Here is an 18,404-nt window from a genome sequence, read left to right on the forward strand (position 1 = left end):
GGTAGACTCGCAGTACGTTTAGGGAAGAACAGCAGGAGGAACAGCGAAAGGAGCAGCAGTCAGAGCATCCGCAGACGGCAGGCGAGCCCCGCTGTCCTGGTTAAAGTAAAAAGCGTGAACAGGGTCCCAGCTCAAGCCACAGCGAGCACCCGCCTCGACGCTGCGGCTGTGCGGCGCGCGCACGATCAGGGTGTGGCCATCATCAAGCTGCACATACACATAGGCATCGGCCCCCTGAAACTCCTGGTGCACCACGGTGGCAGCCACATACTGCTCGCCCGCTTCGTGCAAGTTCAGGTTCTCCGGGCGCACGCCCACCAGCACACGATGCGGCTGGTCGTACTGACGGCGCGAGGGCCACAACTCCAAGGGCACGTGGTCACTGTGAATCATCATCATGGGTGGGCTGCCGATAAAGCCGGCGGTAAAGACGCTATTGGGCTGCCCGTACAGGTCCTGGGCACTGCCCTGCTGCTCAATATGTCCGGCATTGAGCAGCACCACGTGATCGGCCATGCCCATGGCTTCGGTCTGATCGTGGGTGACGTACACCACGGTCAAACCCAAGCGTTGCTGTAGAGCACGGATTTCATGGCGCACGGTGTGACGCAGCTTGGCATCCAGGTTCGACAGCGGCTCGTCCATCAGGCAGATACGATGGCCCGACACAATGCTGCGCGCCAGGGCTACACGCTGCCGCTGCCCGCCCGACAACTGGCCGGGCTTGCGCTCTTCCAGACCTTCCAGATTGGTCAGCGCCAGGGCTTCACGCAAACGCTCTTTTTGCTGCTGACGATCGGCACGGCGTACTTGCAGGCCGAACAAGATGTTGTCAGCCACATTCAGATGCGGGAACAGGGCGTAGGATTGGAACACCATGCTCAAACCACGCTTGGCGGGCTCCATGTAGGTGGCGTCCTGCCCATTGATCAAAAGCCGACCCTGATCGGGGGTTTCCAGCCCGGCAATAATGCGCAGCAAGGTGGATTTGCCGCAGCCCGAAGGCCCTAGCAAGGCCGTAAATTTACCTTCCTGAATAGACAGGTCCATTTGCTTGAGCACGGCCTGTTCGCCCCAGGCTTTACCTATGCCTTGCAGCTCGATAGCGGCGCGACTCATGCCTGCACCTCGTCAGCAATCACGACCTGAACACGCGCAGGAATTTGCTCGCGGTAAGGCTCGGGAATGGGCTGGTCGCTAACCAGAATATCCACATCTTCCAAAGAGCCGCTACGCACAGGAGCACGACGGCCAAACTTGGTGTGATCCAGCACCAGGATCCGCACCCGGCAATTGCCGCGCAGGGCTTTGTGGCAATCGGACTCGGCCATATCAAAATCCAACAAGGCACCGTCCGAGTCAAAGCCCCCTACCCCGGACACGCCAAAGTCCGCCTTGAAGCTGTTGAACAGGCGTTCGGCGCCGGGGCCCAGAATTTCGGGGTTGGGTTGACGCAGTTCACCACCCGTCAGTACCACGCGGTGGCTCATATTGTGGGACAGGGCCAGAGCGGCACTGATGTTGTTGGTGACCACGGTCAGATCGCGATGGTCGGCCAGCGCCAGGGCCACTTGCTCGGGGGTGGTGCCAAAACCCAGCAGCAGGCTGGCACCGGGAGGAATCAATGTGGCAACGGCTCGCCCGATACGGGCCTTGGCTTGCAAATGGGTAATGCGGCGCGTTTGGAAAGGCACATTGCGCTCGACCACGTTCAGCTCGGCACCACCATGGCGGCGGCGCACCAGATCGGCTTCATACAAGTGGTTCAGGTCGCGCCGGATAGTCTGCGGCGTCACCCCGAAATGCGCGGCCAAGCCATCCACTGACACCGCCCCTTGGGCGGCCAGCAGATCCACAATAATGCTTTGCCTGACAGATAGGTTCATAACACGGCGTATGGGTTTCGTTTGAATACCCGGCAGTGTAGGAACGCGAAGTTACGAGTCGGTGACGCTCAGATGAAAGTTTTATGACGCCCAAATGTTCATATGAACATTTGGGCGCTCAATTCAGACAGCATTCGCACGGTCTGTCTGGTGTTAATGACGGACAAGCTGCTTTGTCTCCACTGCCCCATCCTGTTCATAAATCAGCTTACCCCGCTTGATGGTCTGAACCACTTGCAAGCTGGTCAATTGCTCAGGGGCGACCGAGGTCGGGTCTTGCGACAGGACGACAAAGTCCGCCAGCTTGCCCGGCTCAATCGAGCCTTTCTCCTTCTCCTCAAAATGCTGAAAAGCCGGCCAGATGGTCATCGCCTTAAGGGCCGTCATGACATCCACTCTCTGATCCGGCCCCAGAATATCGCCCGATCGAGTGCGACGAGTCACGGTCGCCGACAGCACCCTCATGGAATCAGGAAAGGCAACCGGCGCATCGTGGTGGGTGGAAAACATCAAACCGTGTTCACGCACCCAGCCAGTGGGAGAAATATTGTCGGCATTGACCGGCCCCACTGTGCGGTCACGGTGCCAATCCCCCCAATAAAAGGTGTGCATGGGGAACAGGGAAGGAAAAACATCCAGCTCCGCTATGGTCGCCACCTGGTCCCGGCGCAAAAACTGCCCATGAATCAATACGGCTCGCCGATCCCGGGGGCCATACTTGTCACGGGCTGTTTTAATCGCAGCCAGCAAAAGGTCCGAGGCGGCCTCACCATTAGCGTGAGTCAGTAGCTGTATATCGTTCTTGAAGGCCCAGTCCACCGACTCAAACACCTGATCTGGCGTAACCGCCGCATAACCCCGGTAATCGGCGCGGTAGCCTTCTGGCGGTCTGTAATAGGGGCGGTCGCGATAGGCCGTAAACCCCTGAGGAGAGCCGTCAATCGTAAGCTTGGCACCGGCCACCCGGAAACCGTCGGTGTAATGCCGCGAGACATGACGCGCGATAAAGTCCCAGTCCTGCAGCACATCAACGTAGACGGCGACATCAATATCGATCTTGCCCGCCGTCGCTGCTGCCTGCATTAAAGGCACCGTATCGGACGTCGCGCGCCCCTCCTGCCCGGTCGTGTAGCCATAACGCTTTAGCAGATCGGTGCCGGCAACAAACAGAGCCTGAACCTGTTCGGACGTAAGTTTGCCCATCTGACTGGTCAAGCTGGAGAAAAAAGCCATCTCCTCCAGCACCCCATCAGGTTGAGTCCCGCCCTCTTCCCGCCGAATGACACCGCCTGCAGGATCTGGGGTCTGGGCGGAAATGCCCGCCATCTCCAACGCCTTGCTGTTGAGCACTCCAATGTGGCTGGACTGATGAATGATGATAATCGGCACTGACTCGGACACCGCATCCAGCTCATGTCGATTGGGATGTCGCTGTTCCGCCAGCTGGGCATCGTCATAACCAAACCCCAGGATCAGACCCACCTCCCTGGTTTTACTTTGCTCACCCAGCCATTGCCTGAGCGTCTCCTGCAGACTGTGGATATCTGTCACCGCGCCATCCGGAGGCGATAGCAGATTGGCGGACATGGCCTGCAGACCGATCATGAAAGCGTGGCTGTGTGCGTCCACAAAACCCGGCAGCAAGGCCTTGCCCTGCAAATCGATCACGGTAGTGTCCTGACCTTTGTAGGCTTGCATCGCCTGCAGGGTACCCACATCCAGAATCAGACCATTCTTGACCGCAACCGCCTGGGCTGCAGGCTGGCTGTCATTCATCGTCAGCACGGGTCCTCCCATCCAGATCTGATCGGCTATTTCTGCCGTCCAGGCAGAGCCAGCCATCACCATGCTGCTAGCCAGCACAAACACTTTCAGTGTGCTTTTGAACGACATATGCTCCCCTTTCTATTCAGAAAAAAGTTGCCGACTCGTTTACTGTACCCCTCGCCATGCTGTCCGGAACAACAAGCTGCTATCCCGGTTTTTACTTGGCCCCCTGTTGTGCGGACCAGTCGCGTACGGCACCCAGGGTCTTGTTCACGTGTTCGTCCGGCTCCATTGCCGTATATTCAAAAATGATTTTTCGCTCAGGCGAAATGACGTAAGAAATGCGGGAAGCACGCTCGGTGTGCGTCCCCAGGCCCGCGTCATAAGCCTTGATGACCTGGCCTGTAGTGTCCGCACCCACCGCGAACTTGCTGCCGCAAGGTCCGGTGGAAAAATCCTTCAGGGTATCGATATTGTCCGAAGACAAGCCAATTACAGTGGCGCCAAAGTGGCTGTATTCGTCAATGGCTTGCGCAAAAGTATGCGCTTCGACAGTACAACCCTGGGTGAATGCTGCCGGATAAAAATACAGGACGACTGGCCCTTTTTTTAAGGCCTCATCCAAATTGAATTCAAAGGTTTTACCGGCCAGAGCGGCCTGCACGGTAAAGTCCGGCGCGGGGGTGCCCACGTCCAAAGCGGCCTGTGCGCCACCTGCCCCCGCCAGCAGGGACAAACCCAAAGAGAAAGCTGCTATTGCCTGTTTCATGCCATTGCCTCCGTATGTGTGCGCTGCACCAGCAAGCAGCGTAATCCGCACAGATATGAAAGCACAAGGCCTGGTTTTCCGGTCCCGATCAGGGATGAACGATGCCGCTCCACAGCAGGACAAACACATTATGGGGTGCATCATGGCGGGCCAGACGGCCAGCTCGAATCAGCCTGGCAGCCTTGCCCAGCAAGGCAAACAAGGACTCGCATAACCAACTGGCCGCCAGATCGCGCCGCAAGTCCCCGCTTTCCTGCCATTGTTGAAACTGCTCAATCAACGCCTCTCGTACCGCTTCACTGCGGGCCGTGGAATACTCCTCTACCTGCAACTGCAGCTCAACGTACATGTACAGATCCACAATAGGCAGCAGTTCCTGGATTAGTCGTTGAATGGCTTCTTGTGCCCTTCCCTCGCACAGACGGGCGCGTTCAATAGCCTGCTCCGCACTATTTACCCCTTCCTGGAAGATCTCCATCATCATGGCTTCGCGAGACGGGAAGTAGCGGCACAGGGTTGCACGACTCAAGCCCACCAGACCGGCCAATTGCCCCATGGACGCCCGCGGCTGGTCAGCCAAAGCGCTTACAAGGCGCAATAGCAATTCCTCGCGAGGCCGAGGCTTTGCTGCAGTCATAATTTTTCCCCTAGGTAATACAGGACTGGATCGGGCACGGGCTATTGCCAGATCGCTGCGAATCGGTCTTCTTGTTTGGCACCACTGGAGATCAGGAAAACGAACAGGCACGCTACCTGGGTGGAGCGTGCGCTAGTGTAACGTCATTCATTGAGAAACCGTATTTCACCCATGGAATAATGACTATGCAGGTGATTTTTTAAACGCTCAGACCGGCACGCGGAGCCGGCCAGAAAGCATCTGTCAGCAAGGTATCCGGATCCAGATCCAAAGGGCCGGGCCGGGTTTCCGGCACGCAGCGGCGCAAGGCTTGCTGCATCCGGTGCAAGGCCAGCTCGCCCGTGGCCCCGGCAGTGACCCGATCCCACCAGAAGCGATGCACATGGCGTACCTGCACGGGTACGCTAGGCAGGCCCAGCCTCTGGGCCATGGCCAATCGGTGCAGACCACGATTAATTTTCAGAATACGGCCATCACGGGAGATCACCACACCCAAGGCATCTTTGCCGCGCCTGGGATCAAAGCCATCACGAGCCATATCGTCCAGAAAACCCAGGTAAATGCGCAGGTACTCAATAATCTTTTCCGGCGTATCCAGAAATACACCTTGCTGATACGACTCCCAAGGATTGCCCTGTTCAATACGCTTCATCAGCTTTTTGAAACGCGCCGTTTGTTCCAGCTGATGCCGGTTTTCATCCAGATCGCTGATCAGGGAGTAACGCGTTCCGACGCGCAAATCCTCACGCCGCTGGTCCCAGCTTCCCTCCCAGATAAAGGCCAGGGAGGACGGCCGTTTTTCCTCTTTGCGAGGCGCCTGAATGGCCATGCGGATCAGCTCTCGCGGGTTCACATGCAGGGTTAAAGCCTGCTCCCCCAAGGTTTCATGGACGATATGACGCGGCAGGCCAAACGCCTCGATCCGACGGCTGCCAGCTTTGCTGTGCATCCAGCGCTGCAGCATGATGCGGCCCAAGGGGAAACCCAAGTACTGCTGGGTCTTGTCCCGGCTATGGGCCACCCAATGGGCCAGCAGCACGCGCTGCCGAATCTCGGGCGCCGCCAAGCTGCTAAAAGCAGCATCCGCGCCAGGGCCCAGCAAGGCTTTGCGATTCGATTGACGCAACTCACGTGGATGAGTCATGCGCTTTCCATGACGGTTCACAGTTTTCCTCCCAAGCACTCGCGGCCCTGGCCGCCCCCAACAAAGAACAGCGGCCCAGAACGACTGACAGTGGCCTTCTTGAGCAATCACAATACCAAATGACACATAATAGTCTCAAATAATACACATTTTTATTGAATCGATTCTCCGCAATCCACAAGGCTGACAAGGATCAAACCGGCCCCACACCGCATCCTTGCCTGTTCAGACACACACGCCTCAACATCACTACGCTCCCGCTGTTATCCGACAGGACGAGCTTCTTGAAACGCACGCTGCAAAAAAAAGCCCCTGCCAAGGCAGGGGCTTGTTCAAACAGAGCCAGAAAGTCAGATCACTCAGGCAGCCTTACGAGCGCCTCGTACAAAGTAAATCACGACCAAGGCAAGCAGGAACGGCACACCAAACAGCAAGGTGTAGTGAAAGATATTGATGAACCAGGTAGTCACCAAAATCGCCACAATGCCAATCAAGCCCAGCAAGGTGCCGATGGGATAGGCCGGCATACGAAAACGTAGCTGCACACCGTCCTGTGCCACGCGGCGGCGGAAGAACAAATGAGTCAGGAAGATCATGCCCCATGTGAACAAGGCGCCAAACATGGACAGGGCAATCATCACCGGAAAGGCGGTTTCCGGATTGTTGGCATACACCACTGCGGCCACGGCCACACCGCTGGCCGATAAAGCCAGGGCATTCAAGGGCACACCATTGCGCGCCACCTTGCCCAGCGCAGCGGGCGCATCACCGGCACGCGACAGGCTGAACATCATGCGGGTCGAGATATAGAGCATGCTGTTCATGGCCGACAAGGCCGCAATAATCACAATGAAGTTCAGGATGCTGTCTGCATAGGGAATGCCGACGGACTGCATCACCGTAATGAAAGGACTGGTTGTGCCTTCCGCTACCAGCACCTGCCAAGGCACCAGCATCACGATAAGCGACAAGGACAGCAGGTAGAAAATGATCAAGCGCCAGATGGTGGCCTTGAAGGCCTGGCGCACGGCTTGCTCGGGGTTTTCTGCCTCGCCCGCCGCCACGGCAATCATCTCGATACTCAGATAGCTGAAGATGGAAATGATCACCCCTACCCACACCCCATACCAGCCATTGGGCATGAAGCCACCCTGGCCAAACAGGTTTTCCTGCACCTGTGCGGGCTTGTAATAGCCCGTCAACATGCCAATGGCCAGCACGATGAACGCAATAATGGCGAACACCTTGATCAGGGCAAACCAGTACTCCACCGAGCCAAAAGCCTTGACGCTGTAGGCATTGACGGCAATCAGCACGGCCGAGAAAAAGGCGATCCAGATCCAGGGTGAGACGTCCGGGAACCAGAACTTCATATAGTCCGCCACCGCCGTCACCTCGGTGCCCACGGCCAGAACAATGCAGGCCCAATAGCTGTAGCGCACCAGGAACCCAGCCAGCGGATGAATATAGAACTCCGCATAGGCTCCAAAAGAGCCCGATGTGGGGTGTTCCACCGTCATCTCGGCCAGGCAGCCCATCAGGACCAGAGCAATGAAGCCGCCAATCACATAACTCAGTACAACGCCGGGACCAGCAAAGCCAATGGCAAATTTGCTGCCCAGGAACAAGCCGGTACCGATGGCGCCCCCGATCGCAATCATGCTCATTTGGCGGGCGCTCAGTTTTTTATGCAGCCCGGCTTCGCGCGATTGTATTTGCTCAAATCGGCTCATGTCTCCTCCTTTATGCTTATTTTTTATATCAGCCTGATCAGGTCACCTTGGAGCGTGTTTTATAGGCGGGCTTGTCCCATTCCTTATCGGTCAGTACCGCCTTGATATGCTGCACAGCCTGCCAAATATCCACAAAAGACAGATACAAGGGCGTAACACCAAAGCGCATCACTTCAGGCTCGCGGTAGTCCCCAATCACACCACGGGCGATCAGGGCCTGCACCACGGCATAGCCTTGCTCATGGGCAAAACTGACATGGCTGCCACGGTAGTGGTGATCGCGTGGAGTCACCAGACGCAGGCCAAATTCCGCACATTCCTGTTCCACCAACGCGATGAACAAGTCCGTCAGCGCCAGGGACTTACGGCGCACTGCCTGCAGGTCGGTTTGCAGGAACACGTCCACACCGCAAGCCACCAGGCTCAAGGAAACAATGGGCTGAGTACCGCACAAGAAACGCTCGATACCGTTGGCGGCTTCATATGACGGGCTCATGGCAAAAGGGTGCTTGTGGCCCCACCAGCCCGACAAGGGCTGGCTGATCTGGCCCATCAGCTTGGGGTTCACCCACAGCAGGGCCGGGGCACCCGGACCGGCGTTCAGGTACTTGTAGGTGCAGCCAATGGCAAAGTCGGACTCGCTGTCTTTCAGCTCGATAGGCAAGGCACCCACGGAGTGGCACAAATCCCAGATCAACAGGCCATTGTGTTCATGCACCAGGCGGTTGGTCGCCTGCATATCGTGCAAGTAACCCGTGCGGTAATTCACATGGGACAGCACCACCACAGCGGTTTCATCATTGACGGCTGTTTGCAGGTCTGCCGGGTCATCAATCAGTTCAAGCCTATAGTCTTTGCCAAAGAAGGCGTTAAACCCTTCAATGATGTAAAGATCCGTAGGGAAGGAATCACGCTCGGCCAGGATCACTTTCTTTTCCGGATGGCGCTCTTTTTGCAAATTGACGGCGGCAGCCAGCACCTTGAACAGATTGACCGAGGTGCTGTCGCTGACGATGGTTTCACCTTGACCGGCACCGATCAGGGGCGACATCTGGTCGCCCAGACGCACGGGCAAGGTCCACCAGCCTGCCTTGTTCCAGCTATTGATCAGGTCGGTACGCCATTCCTGAGCAATAACTTCCTGGGCGCGCTCCATGGCGTGTCGGGGCATGGCGCCCAGCGAATTCCCGTCCAGATAAATCGTGTTGGGTGGCAGGTCGAACTTGGCTTTGAAGGCAGCCAGTTCATCGGCCTGATCCCACTGCTCGCATTGCTGCAAGGTAATCATATTCATGCTCCTCGATTCTGCTTTTTAAGCTATTTAGTCTAGCACCGAGCCTCTGGTAAATTATTCCAAAGCGATGAAGATTATGATTAATACTGGAAGAAAATTCGGTTTTTAAAAACCTTTTTCATAGAAAATTCTAAAATATGAGACTAGATGAGACAGACCTGAAAATCCTGCGTCTTTTACAGGACAACGGCAGGCTCAGCAACCAGGAACTAGCTGACCTGGTAGCCCTTTCGCCCTCCTCCTGCCACCGGCGCGTAAAGATTCTGGAGCAGGAAGGCTTCATCGAAAACTACAGCGCCAACTTGAGCGCAGGCAAACTGGGCTTTGCCATTGAAGCCTTTGTGGAAGTGAATATCGGGCAGCTCAACGAGAGCGAGCATCAGTACCTGAGCAAGGCACTGGCTACCATGGATGAAGTGCTCCATGCCTACATCGTGACCGGGCAGGCGAACTACATGCTGCACATACGCACGCGCAACTTCGAGACTTTTTCCAATTTTGTCATTCACAAGCTCAACACGCTGCGCGGCGTCACCAAGATCCATTCGCAGATCGTGCTGTCTTGCATCAAGGCCAAGGGGCAACGCTTGCCTGTGTAAACCAGCATACCGGCAAGGTCTGGCCAGGTGCCAGGCCGCGGGCTTAGTCGTAGTTCAGTTTGAAGCGTCGCTTGAAATGCTCGCTGCGCCACCAGCCCTTGCCGCTTTGCACCGGTTTGTTATCGGTATTGAACAGATCAATACGCTGCACAATCACGGCCTGGTTCTCCTTGATCCAGAGCTGCTTGGCCATGTCTGCCGACGCGTTGGCCATGCTGATCTCTTCTTGCGCATGCTTGATGGGCACATTCAGCACGCCAGTCAGCATCTCTACCATGGTGTGTGTTTCCAGAGCCTGTTGCTCGATACGTTCTCCTATCGAGCGTAGCAAGTAGTTCTCAGCAAAATAAAGGGGCACCGCTGACCTGTAGCGCACCGCTTGCAGCTTATAAACCGGCTCATCGGAAGCGAAAAACTCAGCAATGTCTGCTGGCGGAGCGACCAGCCCCCAGCTGGCAATCTGGGTGGTGGTGTCTTTGCCCAACTGCACCAGATCATTGATGGAGCTCAGCTCCCAGGAGCCGGTGTTCTTGCGTTCCAGCACAAAGGAGCCTCGGCTGGGAAAACGCTCGATCAAGCCATTGCGCGTCAAGATCGCCAGGCCCTGGCGCACGGTGATGCGGCTGACGCCGAACATCCCCCCTAGCTCGGCCTCCGTAGGCAAGCGGTCGCCGGGCTTCAAGCGACCGTCCTGGATATAGCGGGTCAGCTTGTCGGCAAGCTGCTCATACAGTGGTTTTGTACTCACTTTTTTATCTCATCCCTGTTGATGACACTCTGCTGCTGGCTCTCCCTACGTGCTGTGTTCCACCTGCGGTATCAACAGAAAATCGTTGGTTCCCCTGCCAGTAAGCCATCTTCTTATTCGCGTTCCAGCAGGCCTTTGATCAGAAACATCTCGGCCTCATGGACACAGGAAATCTGCTCCCATGCCGCATCGCTTTGTGTAGCCAAACGCCAGGTCAGCAAGCTCACTACACATTTGTCTGCGCCCAGCTTGAGCACCTCGCCTGGGATAACACGCGACATATTACGAAACTGCATCGCCTCCTTGCTGGCGCCCACCTCGTAATCCACCTGAAAGCGGTCTGCATCCACATTCAGGCGCACATAGGTTTCCTGGCCGCTAAAGACCGAGGTCCCCTTGAACAGGCCCGGTTCCACTTCGCTGCGATTCGCACTGCCCCAGGCCCACTGACCTTGCAAGATGCCATCGGACATGATTTCAAAAGCGACCTTAGCCGGGCGCTCCACCAGGATGCTACTGGAATGACAATGTGGATCTTTCACGTACTTGCTCCTGTGACGAATGCTTATTGTTATGACAATGTTTTTATTGTCATGCCAAAGGAAAACCGAGACTAGACGGGAAAACACGTACAGTTCAGCGAAAGATTGTCCATAACAAAGCCGCTGCCTCTCAACCCGGAGACGCAGCGGCTTTGAAACCTGAAGCAAAGCGCTAGCAGGCGATGGACTACTGTCAGTTATGTCCTAACTTGCTGTCACCCACTGCTGGATGAAAGCGCGCAGCTCGTCGGGGCTGGAGGCCACACCCCCGGGTACGCGATAGACCTTTTCCAAAGGCCCCACCATCTCCTGCAGGGCAGGCAGATTGGCAGGGTCATCGCACATCATCACAATCCCGCGGCAATAACGACCGAAGCCTTCACGATGTGCCTTTAACCACAACACCGCTTTCTTGCGCCCTTCCGGGTCGCCGGGAGTGGAAGGATCGGGCAGGCTTTCGTAGACCAGAACGAACTCTTTTTCGGCCTTGATCAGGGTTTCCATATCGTCCAGCCATTGCGTGGCCAGCTCCAGGGTCAAGGGAAACTCGCGCACCCTTGCTATCGGCAAAGCGGATGTATCCAGAAACTGGGTGGAAAAGTCAGGAGAAATGTCTTGCTCACTCATTGCTAAAGCTCCTTGAATCAGGGCTGTCATGCCCAATTGCAATATGCCCTCCATCTCGACCTCCTCCACGACCCGTTCCACGGCTGCACGTGGCTCCCGGCCAGCCACGGCATAGACCGTATCGGCAACCGCCAGGCAATGAAAGGCCACCGTTCCCATCAAGTAACGCGAGCGCTCAAAGGACACGCCATAAGCCTGGGCAATGTGCTCTTGATGCTCCCGGATCTTGTCCAGCATGGAAGGAGTCGCCACCAGCCTGCGTATCACATAGGGCGTGATGCCCGGATTGGCTTTCACAAAAGCCTGTGTCGCCGCACTGAACAGCTGCAGATAGTCTTCCAGGCTGCCTTGAACCGGAGTCGTGGCTCGAGGCACTTGCCAGCGGCTGAAAATTTCTTCGGCCACCAGTTGTTTAAGCCCTTCCAGATTGCCCACATGCTTGTACAGCGCCATCTGGCTGACACCCAAAGCAGCCGCTACCCCCACAAAAGTGATGTTGGGCAGGCCAATCTGAATGCCAGCGTCGGCAATCCGTGCTCGGGTGATGGTGGGAGGACGTCCGCGTGGCGCGGGCGCCTGAGGGGTTGGCATATCTATGTTGACCCTTTTGATGACAGCAGCGCGGTAGTACCTGCCACTGCCTCTTATTTAATTTATGAAACTCTACTAATTAGAAGCCTAGTTTACATCCACGATAATGATTCTCAATATCATTTTTTTGCAAAGCGAGTGTTCCTGCTGATGAAGTCGCAAGACATCGACCTGAACGAGCAACAGCGTAACCCGATTCCTCCCGCCCCATCCTGGCAAAAATAGTCAGGCACAGAGACTTTTCACGCCTGAAAACCGTGTGACAGCCCCTGCCCGTTCCACCTCTCATTTTTGGTTTTTTACCTAAATTGGTCAGACCAATTAATTGAATAAAAAATTGTTTATTCTTGAATTGTTAGGGTAAACACTTAGATTCAATAAAATAATCCTTTCTATACAATGCGCTCTGTTCTTGACGATCTCAAGAAATGGTCAGACCAATTTAACGACCTTCAGGCTCGCTTGCGATACAAGCGCCTCCCATTTGCTCCTGCGGAGATAGAACAACATGCAACAAGCGTGGCTGCAGCAATACGATCCCACCGGCAATATCTGGCTGTCGGCACTGATCGCCCTTATTCCGATCATCTTTTTTTTCCTGGCCCTGACCAAGTTGCGCATGAAGGGGTATCTGGCAGGGACGATTACCGTCTTGCTGGCCCTGGGCGTTGCCCTGTTTTTCTATCGCATGCCGGTTTCCACTGCGCTGGCCTCGGTGGTGTATGGCTTTTTCTATGGGCTGTGGCCGATCGCCTGGATCATTGTGGCCGCCGTTTTTCTGTACAAGATTTCGGTCAAGACCGGTCAGTTCGACATCATTCGCGCCTCCATCCTGTCCGTCACGCCTGACCAGCGCCTGCAACTGATCCTGGTGGGTTTTTGCTTTGGCGCCTTCCTGGAAGGGGCAGCCGGTTTTGGTGCACCCGTTGCCATTACTGCCGCCTTGCTGGCTGGCCTGGGTTTTCGCCCCTTGTACGCGGCCGGTCTGTGCCTGATTGCCAATACCGCCCCGGTGGCGTTCGGTGCCATGGGTATTCCTATCATCGTGGCCGGTCAGGTATCGGGTATTGATCCCTTTGAAATCGGCCAGATGGCTGGTCGCCAACTGCCTTTCATGACGGTGATCGTGCTGTTCTGGCTGATGGCCATCATGGACGGCTGGCGCGGTATCAAGGAAACCTGGCCTGCCGTGCTGGTCGGTGGCGGCTCCTTCGCGCTGGTGCAGTTCCTGACCGCCAACTACATTGGCCCCGAGCTGCCGGACATTACCTCGGCTCTGGTTTCCCTGGTTGTACTGACCCTGTTCCTGAAAGTGTGGCAACCCAAGCGCATCTTCCGTTTTGAAACACAGGAAGGCTCGCCTGCTCAGGACAATCTGGCCGATCAGGCCCCTACCGTGCTGAGCACTGGCCGCATCATCAAAGCCTGGTCGCCCTTCATCATCCTGACTGCCATGGTCACGATCTGGAGTGTGCAGCCCTTCAAGGCCTTGTTTGCTGCCAATGGCCCGCTGGCGTCGACCATCGTGAACATTCCTGTGCCCTTCCTGCACAATCTGGTCGACAAGGCTCCACCCGTCGTGGCCTCGGCCACTCCGTATGGCGCGGTCTACTCCTTTAACTGGCTCTCTGCCACCGGCACCGCCATTCTGATTGCCGCCTTGCTGACTATCCTCTTTTTGCGGATGAAACCCGCAAAAGCGGTGGAAACCTTGGGCGAAACCTTCAAGGAACTGGCTGTACCGATCTACTCGATTGGCATGGTGCTGGCCTTTGCCTTTATCGCCAACTACTCCGGCCTGTCCGCAACTTTGGCGCTGGCCCTGGCTCACACCGGCAAAGCCTTCACCTTCTTCTCGCCATTCCTGGGCTGGATCGGTGTGTTCCTGACTGGTTCCGACACCTCTGCCAACGCCTTGTTTGGTGCCTTGCAGGCAACCACGGCACAGCAGCTGGGTCTGCCTGAAGTGCTGATGGTGGCCGCCAACACCACAGGTGGCGTGACCGGCAAGATGATCTCGCCCCAGTCGATCGCCATTGCCTGCGCGGCAGTGGGTCTGGCCGGCAAAGAATCCGATCTGTTCCGCTTTACCGTGAAACACAGCTTGATCTTTGCCGTTCTGATTGGCCTGCTGACTACCCTGCAAGCCTATGTGTTACCTTGGATGATTCCCTAAGGGCCCGCCCTCATCCTTCATCTGCAAGGCGCGTATACGCGTGCCTTGCAGATTTATTTTTCCGGTATCTCAAGAACTATGCGCCTCTCTGATCACGTTGCCCAACAATTGCTGGCGCTGATTCAATCCAGCGATTTCAAGGCCGGGCAAAGACTGCCTGCCGAGCGTACGTTGGCAGCCCAATTGAATGTGTCGCGTGCATCGCTGCGCGAGGCTATTCAGCAACTGAACAGCCAGGGCATTTTGCGCAGTCAGGTAGGTTCAGGCACTTACCTGGCCTCCCAAACGCCCCAATGGACCCAGCGCTCGGTAGACCCGCTGGCCGCCCTCATGCTGTCCGATCCCCAGTACCGTTACGACGTGCTGGAAGCGCGCATTGCTCTGGAGAGCAGTACCACCTGGCACGCCGCGCTGCGCGCCTCGCCCGAAGACAAGGACAAGATTCTGCAATGCTTCGAGCAAATGATTCGCTACCAGCAAAGCGGCGATACCGTGCAGTCCGCCCGCGCCGATGCCCAGTTTCACCTGGCCGTGGCCGAAGCCTCGCACAATCTGGTGCTGGTTCAGGTCATGCGGGGCCTGTTTGATCTGGTGCTCAGCAGCGTGACGCAAAACCGGGACATCATCATGTTCGTGCATGACTCCCCCGAGACCATTGTCAATCTGACGGCGCAACACGAAGCCCTGGTCAAAGCCATTGTCGATGGCGATCCCGCTCAAGCACGCCACGTTGTGAACGAACACCTGGGCTACGTACGCAACACCCTTCTTCAGGCTGACGAAGACCTTGCACGCCGCGAACGTGCCGCGCGCCTGCAAACCCCTCCTTCCGTCTTATCCGACCCGACTCTGCCATGATTATTTCCTCCTCGACCGACTACCGGCGTGCCGCCCAAAAACGACTGCCTCCTTTCCTGTTCCACTACATTGACGGCGGTGCTTACGCCGAGCACACGCTGCGCCGCAATGTGGACGATCTGGCCAATGTCGCCCTGCGCCAGCGTGTCCTGAAGGACATGAGCCAGCTCGATACCAGCATTGAGCTGTTTGGTGAAAAACTGTCCATTCCGGTGGCCCTGTCCCCGGTAGGTCTGACAGGCATGTACGCGCGTCGAGGTGAAGTCCAGGCTGCCCAGGCAGCCGATGCACATGGCATTCCCTTCACCATGTCAAGCGTGTCAGTCTGCCCGATCGAGGAAGTTGCCCCGCGCCTGAAGCGGCCCATGTGGTTTCAGCTTTATGTGCTGAAGGACCGTGGCTTCATGCGCAATGCACTGGAACGCGCGCAAGCTGCAGGCTGCAGCACCCTGGTCTTTACCGTAGACATGCCCGTACCCGGCGCTCGTTACCGCGATGCGCATTCGGGCATGAGCGGCCCGAATGCCGCTCTGCGTCGCTATGCACAGGCTGTCATGCACCCGCGCTGGGCCTGGGATGTCGGTCTGCTGGGTCGCCCGCACGATCTGGGCAATATCTCGCGCTACCTAGGCAAGCCTACGGGTCTGGAAGACTATATGGGTTATCTGGGCGCGAACTTTGACCCCTCGATTTCCTGGAAGGATCTGGAGTGGATACGCGAATTCTGGAAAGGCCCCATGCTGATCAAAGGCATTCTGGACCCCGATGACGCCCGCGATGCCGTGCGCTTTGGTGCCGATGGCATCATCGTCTCGAATCACGGCGGCCGTCAGCTTGACGGCGTCTTGTCCTCGGCACGCGCGCTGCCTGCCATTGCCGATGCCGTCAAAGGCCAGATCAAGATTCTGGCAGATTCGGGTATCCGCAGTGGCCTGGACGTGGTGCGCATGATTGCGCTGGGTGCCGACGCTGCCATGCTGGGCCGCGCCTACATCTATGCCTTGGCCGCCGCCGGGCAATCCGGCGTGGACCACCTGCTGGGCCTGATTGAAAAAGAAATTCGGGTCGCCATGACACTGACCAGTGTCAGCAGCATTTCCCAGATCACCTCTGACCTGCTTGTACAGGAGTCTTGACCATGTCAGTTTCCACCAGCGCTGCGGACTTGTTGCAGCAACTGCGCTCTATTGTCGGCAACCCTCACGTCCTGACGGACGACCGCAGCACGCGTCGTTACCGCAAGGGCCATCGCACGGGTGAAGGCAAGGTATTGGCCGTTGTGCGGCCCGGAACGCTGCTGGAACAATGGCGCAGCCTGCAAGCCGCTGTCGCTGCCGATTGCATCGTAATCATGCAGGCGGCCAACACCGGCCTGACAGGCGGCTCCACCCCCGACGGAGACGACTACGACCGTGACATCGTGCTGATGAACACCATGCGTCTGCAAGGCATACAAGTCATCAACGATGGCCAGCAAGTTGTCTGCCTGCCCGGTGCCACGCTGGACCGTCTGGAACAGACCCTGGCCCCGCTGGAGCGTGAACCCCACTCGGTGATTGGCTCCTCGTGTATCGGCGCCTCTGTGCTGGGCGGTGTTTGCAATAACTCCGGCGGTGCGCTGGTACGACGCGGCCCGGCCTACACGGAATTGACGCTGTACGCGCAAGTGCTGGACGATGGCACCCTGCAACTGGTCAATCACCTGGGCATCAATCTGGGAGATACCCCGGAAGAAATTCTGAGCCGCCTGGAGCAAGGCAAATACAGTGTTGCGGATATCATCAACGACCCGGAACGCAGGGCCAGCGACCCACGCTACGCCGACGATGTGCGCGATGTGGATGCCCAAACCCCGGCCCGTTTCAATGCCGACCCTTCACGCCTGTACGAAGCCTCCGGCTCGGCCGGCAAGCTGTGCATTTTTGCCGTGCGTCTGGATACCTTTCCCAAAGAAGCCAGTACCGTTTTCTACATCGGCACCAATGACCCGAACGAGCTCACGGCCGTGCGCCGTCACCTGCTGACGGAACTGCCCCGCCTGCCCATTGCGGGCGAGTACATCCATCGCACCGCCTACGATATTGGCGAGCAATACGGCAAAGACACCTTCTTGCTGATCGACCGTTTTGGTACCGCCAAAGTGCCATCCGCCTTTGCCATGAAAAGCCGTGTGGATGGCTTTTTTGAGCGCTTTGGCTGGCGCGGCGTCACTGATCGCGTAATCCAGGCCATCATGAACCGCCTGCCCAGCCACCTGCCGCCGCGCATGCGTGAATGGCGCGACCGTTTCGAGCATCACCTGTTGCTGCGCGTCTCCAACGACACCGCGCAGGCCACGCGCGATTTTCTGAGCCAGCAATTTGAAGGCAGCCAGCAAGGTGCCTATTTCGAGTGCGATGCCGAAGAAGGTCGCAAAGCCTTTCTGCACCGTTTTGCCATTGCCGGTGCTGCCATCCGCTACCGCGAGGCGCACCCCGACAGCGTGGAAGATATTGTGGCGCTGGACATTGCCTTGCGCCGTAATGACAAGGAATGGGTGGAGCAACTGCCGGACGATATGGAAAAAGACATCGTCCACAAGCTCTATTACGGCCACTTCCTGTGCCACGTATTCCACCAGGACTACATCGTCAAAAAAGGCGTGGTTCCTCTGGATATGGAACACCGCATGTGGAAGTTGCTGGATGAACGCCGTGCCGAATACCCGGCCGAGCATAATGTTGGCCACCTGTATATCGCCAAACCTGCCCTGGCCGGCTTCTACCGCGAGCTGGACCCGACCAACACCTTCAACCCTGGCATCGGCCACACCTCGCGCCGCAAATGGTGGAGTGTGTGCTGCGGCGGCAAACACGACTAGCCCCCCTTTTTCTTGAAGGCACTCACGGGCTGCAAGCCATTCCCTTGCTTGCAGCGCGGTCCGCCCCTTCAATAAACCGTCCTTCATGCAAACCAGCAGGCCCCCAAGCTCGACTTGGTGGGCCTGTTTTTTTGTGCATTGTGACAAACAGAACACAAAAATATTCTGCCGCC

The 18,404-nt window shown here is 57.0% G+C and carries 16 protein-coding genes; 5 read left to right on the forward strand and 11 right to left on the reverse strand.

Annotated elements, in window-relative coordinates; genetic code table 11:
- Positions 1–18 precede the first annotated feature (18 nt).
- From M2Q46_RS11555 to kynU, 8 genes are all read right to left on the reverse strand, one after another.
- Complete coding sequence (locus M2Q46_RS11555; protein WP_302357269.1) at positions 19–1,119, reverse strand: ABC transporter ATP-binding protein; 1,101 nt, start codon at positions 1,117–1,119, stop codon at positions 19–21.
- Complete coding sequence (locus M2Q46_RS11560) at positions 1,116–1,886, reverse strand: DeoR/GlpR family DNA-binding transcription regulator (protein ID WP_060186224.1); 771 nt, start codon at positions 1,884–1,886, stop codon at positions 1,116–1,118. Before M2Q46_RS11560 ends, M2Q46_RS11555 begins: the two co-directional genes overlap by 4 nt.
- A 153-nt stretch (positions 1,887–2,039) precedes the next feature.
- Positions 2,040–3,779, reverse strand: a complete 1,740-nt coding sequence (locus tag M2Q46_RS11565) for an amidohydrolase (protein WP_257112949.1) — start codon at positions 3,777–3,779, stop codon at positions 2,040–2,042.
- A 91-nt stretch (positions 3,780–3,870) separates the two neighbouring features.
- Complete coding sequence (locus M2Q46_RS11570) at positions 3,871–4,422, reverse strand: peroxiredoxin (protein ID WP_203145142.1); 552 nt, start codon at positions 4,420–4,422, stop codon at positions 3,871–3,873.
- 88 nt (positions 4,423–4,510) lie between these two features.
- Positions 4,511–5,020: a TetR/AcrR family transcriptional regulator gene (locus M2Q46_RS11575; protein ID WP_239055079.1), complete on the reverse strand. Its 510-nt coding sequence runs from the start codon at positions 5,018–5,020 to the stop codon at positions 4,511–4,513.
- Between the two features lie 238 nt (positions 5,021–5,258).
- A complete protein-coding gene (locus tag M2Q46_RS11580; protein WP_035271363.1) occupies positions 5,259–6,203 on the reverse strand; it encodes a hypothetical protein in 945 nt (314 codons plus the stop codon).
- 359 nt (positions 6,204–6,562) lie between these two features.
- Entirely contained in the window at positions 6,563–7,936 is a 1,374-nt protein-coding gene (locus M2Q46_RS11585) for an amino acid permease (protein WP_026484954.1), read from the reverse strand.
- Between the two features lie 37 nt (positions 7,937–7,973).
- On the reverse strand, positions 7,974–9,224 hold the full coding sequence (gene kynU / locus M2Q46_RS11590) for a kynureninase (RefSeq protein WP_009463162.1): 1,251 nt from the start codon (positions 9,222–9,224) through the stop codon (positions 7,974–7,976).
- 143 nt (positions 9,225–9,367) lie between these two features.
- Between kynU and M2Q46_RS11595 the strand changes: the two genes are divergently transcribed.
- On the forward strand, positions 9,368–9,829 hold the full coding sequence (locus tag M2Q46_RS11595; protein WP_021447021.1) for an Lrp/AsnC family transcriptional regulator: 462 nt from the start codon (positions 9,368–9,370) through the stop codon (positions 9,827–9,829).
- Between the two features lie 43 nt (positions 9,830–9,872).
- Here the strand turns inward: M2Q46_RS11595 and M2Q46_RS11600 are convergent, their stop codons facing one another.
- From M2Q46_RS11600 to M2Q46_RS11610, 3 genes are all read right to left on the reverse strand, one after another.
- Positions 9,873–10,577 carry a GntR family transcriptional regulator gene (locus M2Q46_RS11600; RefSeq protein ID WP_035271366.1) on the reverse strand — a complete coding sequence of 235 codons (705 nt, stop codon included), beginning with the start codon at positions 10,575–10,577 and terminating at the stop codon, positions 9,873–9,875.
- Between the two features lie 113 nt (positions 10,578–10,690).
- The gene (locus M2Q46_RS11605; RefSeq protein ID WP_035271368.1) at positions 10,691–11,119 is read right to left on the reverse strand and encodes a hypothetical protein; all 429 of its coding nucleotides are present in this window, start codon (positions 11,117–11,119) and stop codon (positions 10,691–10,693) included.
- Between the two features lie 204 nt (positions 11,120–11,323).
- Positions 11,324–12,337 (reverse strand): TetR/AcrR family transcriptional regulator, encoded by a 1,014-nt coding sequence (locus M2Q46_RS11610; protein WP_230940627.1) that lies wholly within the window; start codon positions 12,335–12,337, stop codon positions 11,324–11,326.
- Positions 12,338–12,845: 508 nt separating this feature from the next.
- Here M2Q46_RS11610 and lldP point away from each other — a divergent pair.
- From lldP to dld, 4 genes are all read left to right on the forward strand, one after another.
- Positions 12,846–14,513 carry an L-lactate permease gene (lldP, locus tag M2Q46_RS11615; RefSeq protein WP_035271369.1) on the forward strand — a complete coding sequence of 556 codons (1,668 nt, stop codon included), beginning with the start codon at positions 12,846–12,848 and terminating at the stop codon, positions 14,511–14,513.
- 78 nt (positions 14,514–14,591) lie between these two features.
- Complete coding sequence (gene lldR / locus M2Q46_RS11620; protein WP_009462556.1) at positions 14,592–15,371, forward strand: transcriptional regulator LldR; 780 nt, start codon at positions 14,592–14,594, stop codon at positions 15,369–15,371.
- Positions 15,368–16,507 carry an FMN-dependent L-lactate dehydrogenase LldD gene (gene lldD, locus M2Q46_RS11625; protein ID WP_026484948.1) on the forward strand — a complete coding sequence of 380 codons (1,140 nt, stop codon included), beginning with the start codon at positions 15,368–15,370 and terminating at the stop codon, positions 16,505–16,507. The genes lldR and lldD overlap by 4 nt, the downstream gene beginning before the upstream one ends.
- Positions 16,508–16,509: 2 nt before the next feature.
- Entirely contained in the window at positions 16,510–18,231 is a 1,722-nt protein-coding gene (dld, locus tag M2Q46_RS11630) for a D-lactate dehydrogenase (RefSeq protein ID WP_035271374.1), read from the forward strand.
- Positions 18,232–18,404 lie beyond the last annotated feature (173 nt).

This window comes from Alcaligenes sp. YSL9 (assembly GCF_030515105.1).
Taxonomy (GTDB): Bacteria; Pseudomonadota; Gammaproteobacteria; order Burkholderiales; family Burkholderiaceae_B; genus Alcaligenes; species Alcaligenes phenolicus.

Coding starts and splice junctions, on each gene's coding strand:
- M2Q46_RS11580 (WP_035271363.1), bottom strand. CDS start 6,203: ATGACTCATCCACGTGAGTTGCGTCAATCGAATCGCAAAGCCTTGCTG.
- M2Q46_RS11555 (WP_302357269.1), bottom strand. CDS start 1,119: ATGAGTCGCGCCGCTATCGAGCTGCAAGGCATAGGTAAAGCCTGGGGC.
- dld (WP_035271374.1), top strand. CDS start 16,510: ATGTCAGTTTCCACCAGCGCTGCGGACTTGTTGCAGCAACTGCGCTCT.
- M2Q46_RS11560 (WP_060186224.1), bottom strand. CDS start 1,886: ATGAACCTATCTGTCAGGCAAAGCATTATTGTGGATCTGCTGGCCGCC.
- kynU (WP_009463162.1), bottom strand. CDS start 9,224: ATGATTACCTTGCAGCAATGCGAGCAGTGGGATCAGGCCGATGAACTG.
- M2Q46_RS11585 (WP_026484954.1), bottom strand. CDS start 7,936: ATGAGCCGATTTGAGCAAATACAATCGCGCGAAGCCGGGCTGCATAAA.
- lldR (WP_009462556.1), top strand. CDS start 14,592: ATGCGCCTCTCTGATCACGTTGCCCAACAATTGCTGGCGCTGATTCAA.
- M2Q46_RS11570 (WP_203145142.1), bottom strand. CDS start 4,422: ATGAAACAGGCAATAGCAGCTTTCTCTTTGGGTTTGTCCCTGCTGGCG.
- lldD (WP_026484948.1), top strand. CDS start 15,368: ATGATTATTTCCTCCTCGACCGACTACCGGCGTGCCGCCCAAAAACGA.
- M2Q46_RS11610 (WP_230940627.1), bottom strand. CDS start 12,337: ATGCCAACCCCTCAGGCGCCCGCGCCACGCGGACGTCCTCCCACCATC.
- M2Q46_RS11595 (WP_021447021.1), top strand. CDS start 9,368: ATGAGACTAGATGAGACAGACCTGAAAATCCTGCGTCTTTTACAGGAC.
- lldP (WP_035271369.1), top strand. CDS start 12,846: ATGCAACAAGCGTGGCTGCAGCAATACGATCCCACCGGCAATATCTGG.
- M2Q46_RS11565 (WP_257112949.1), bottom strand. CDS start 3,779: ATGTCGTTCAAAAGCACACTGAAAGTGTTTGTGCTGGCTAGCAGCATG.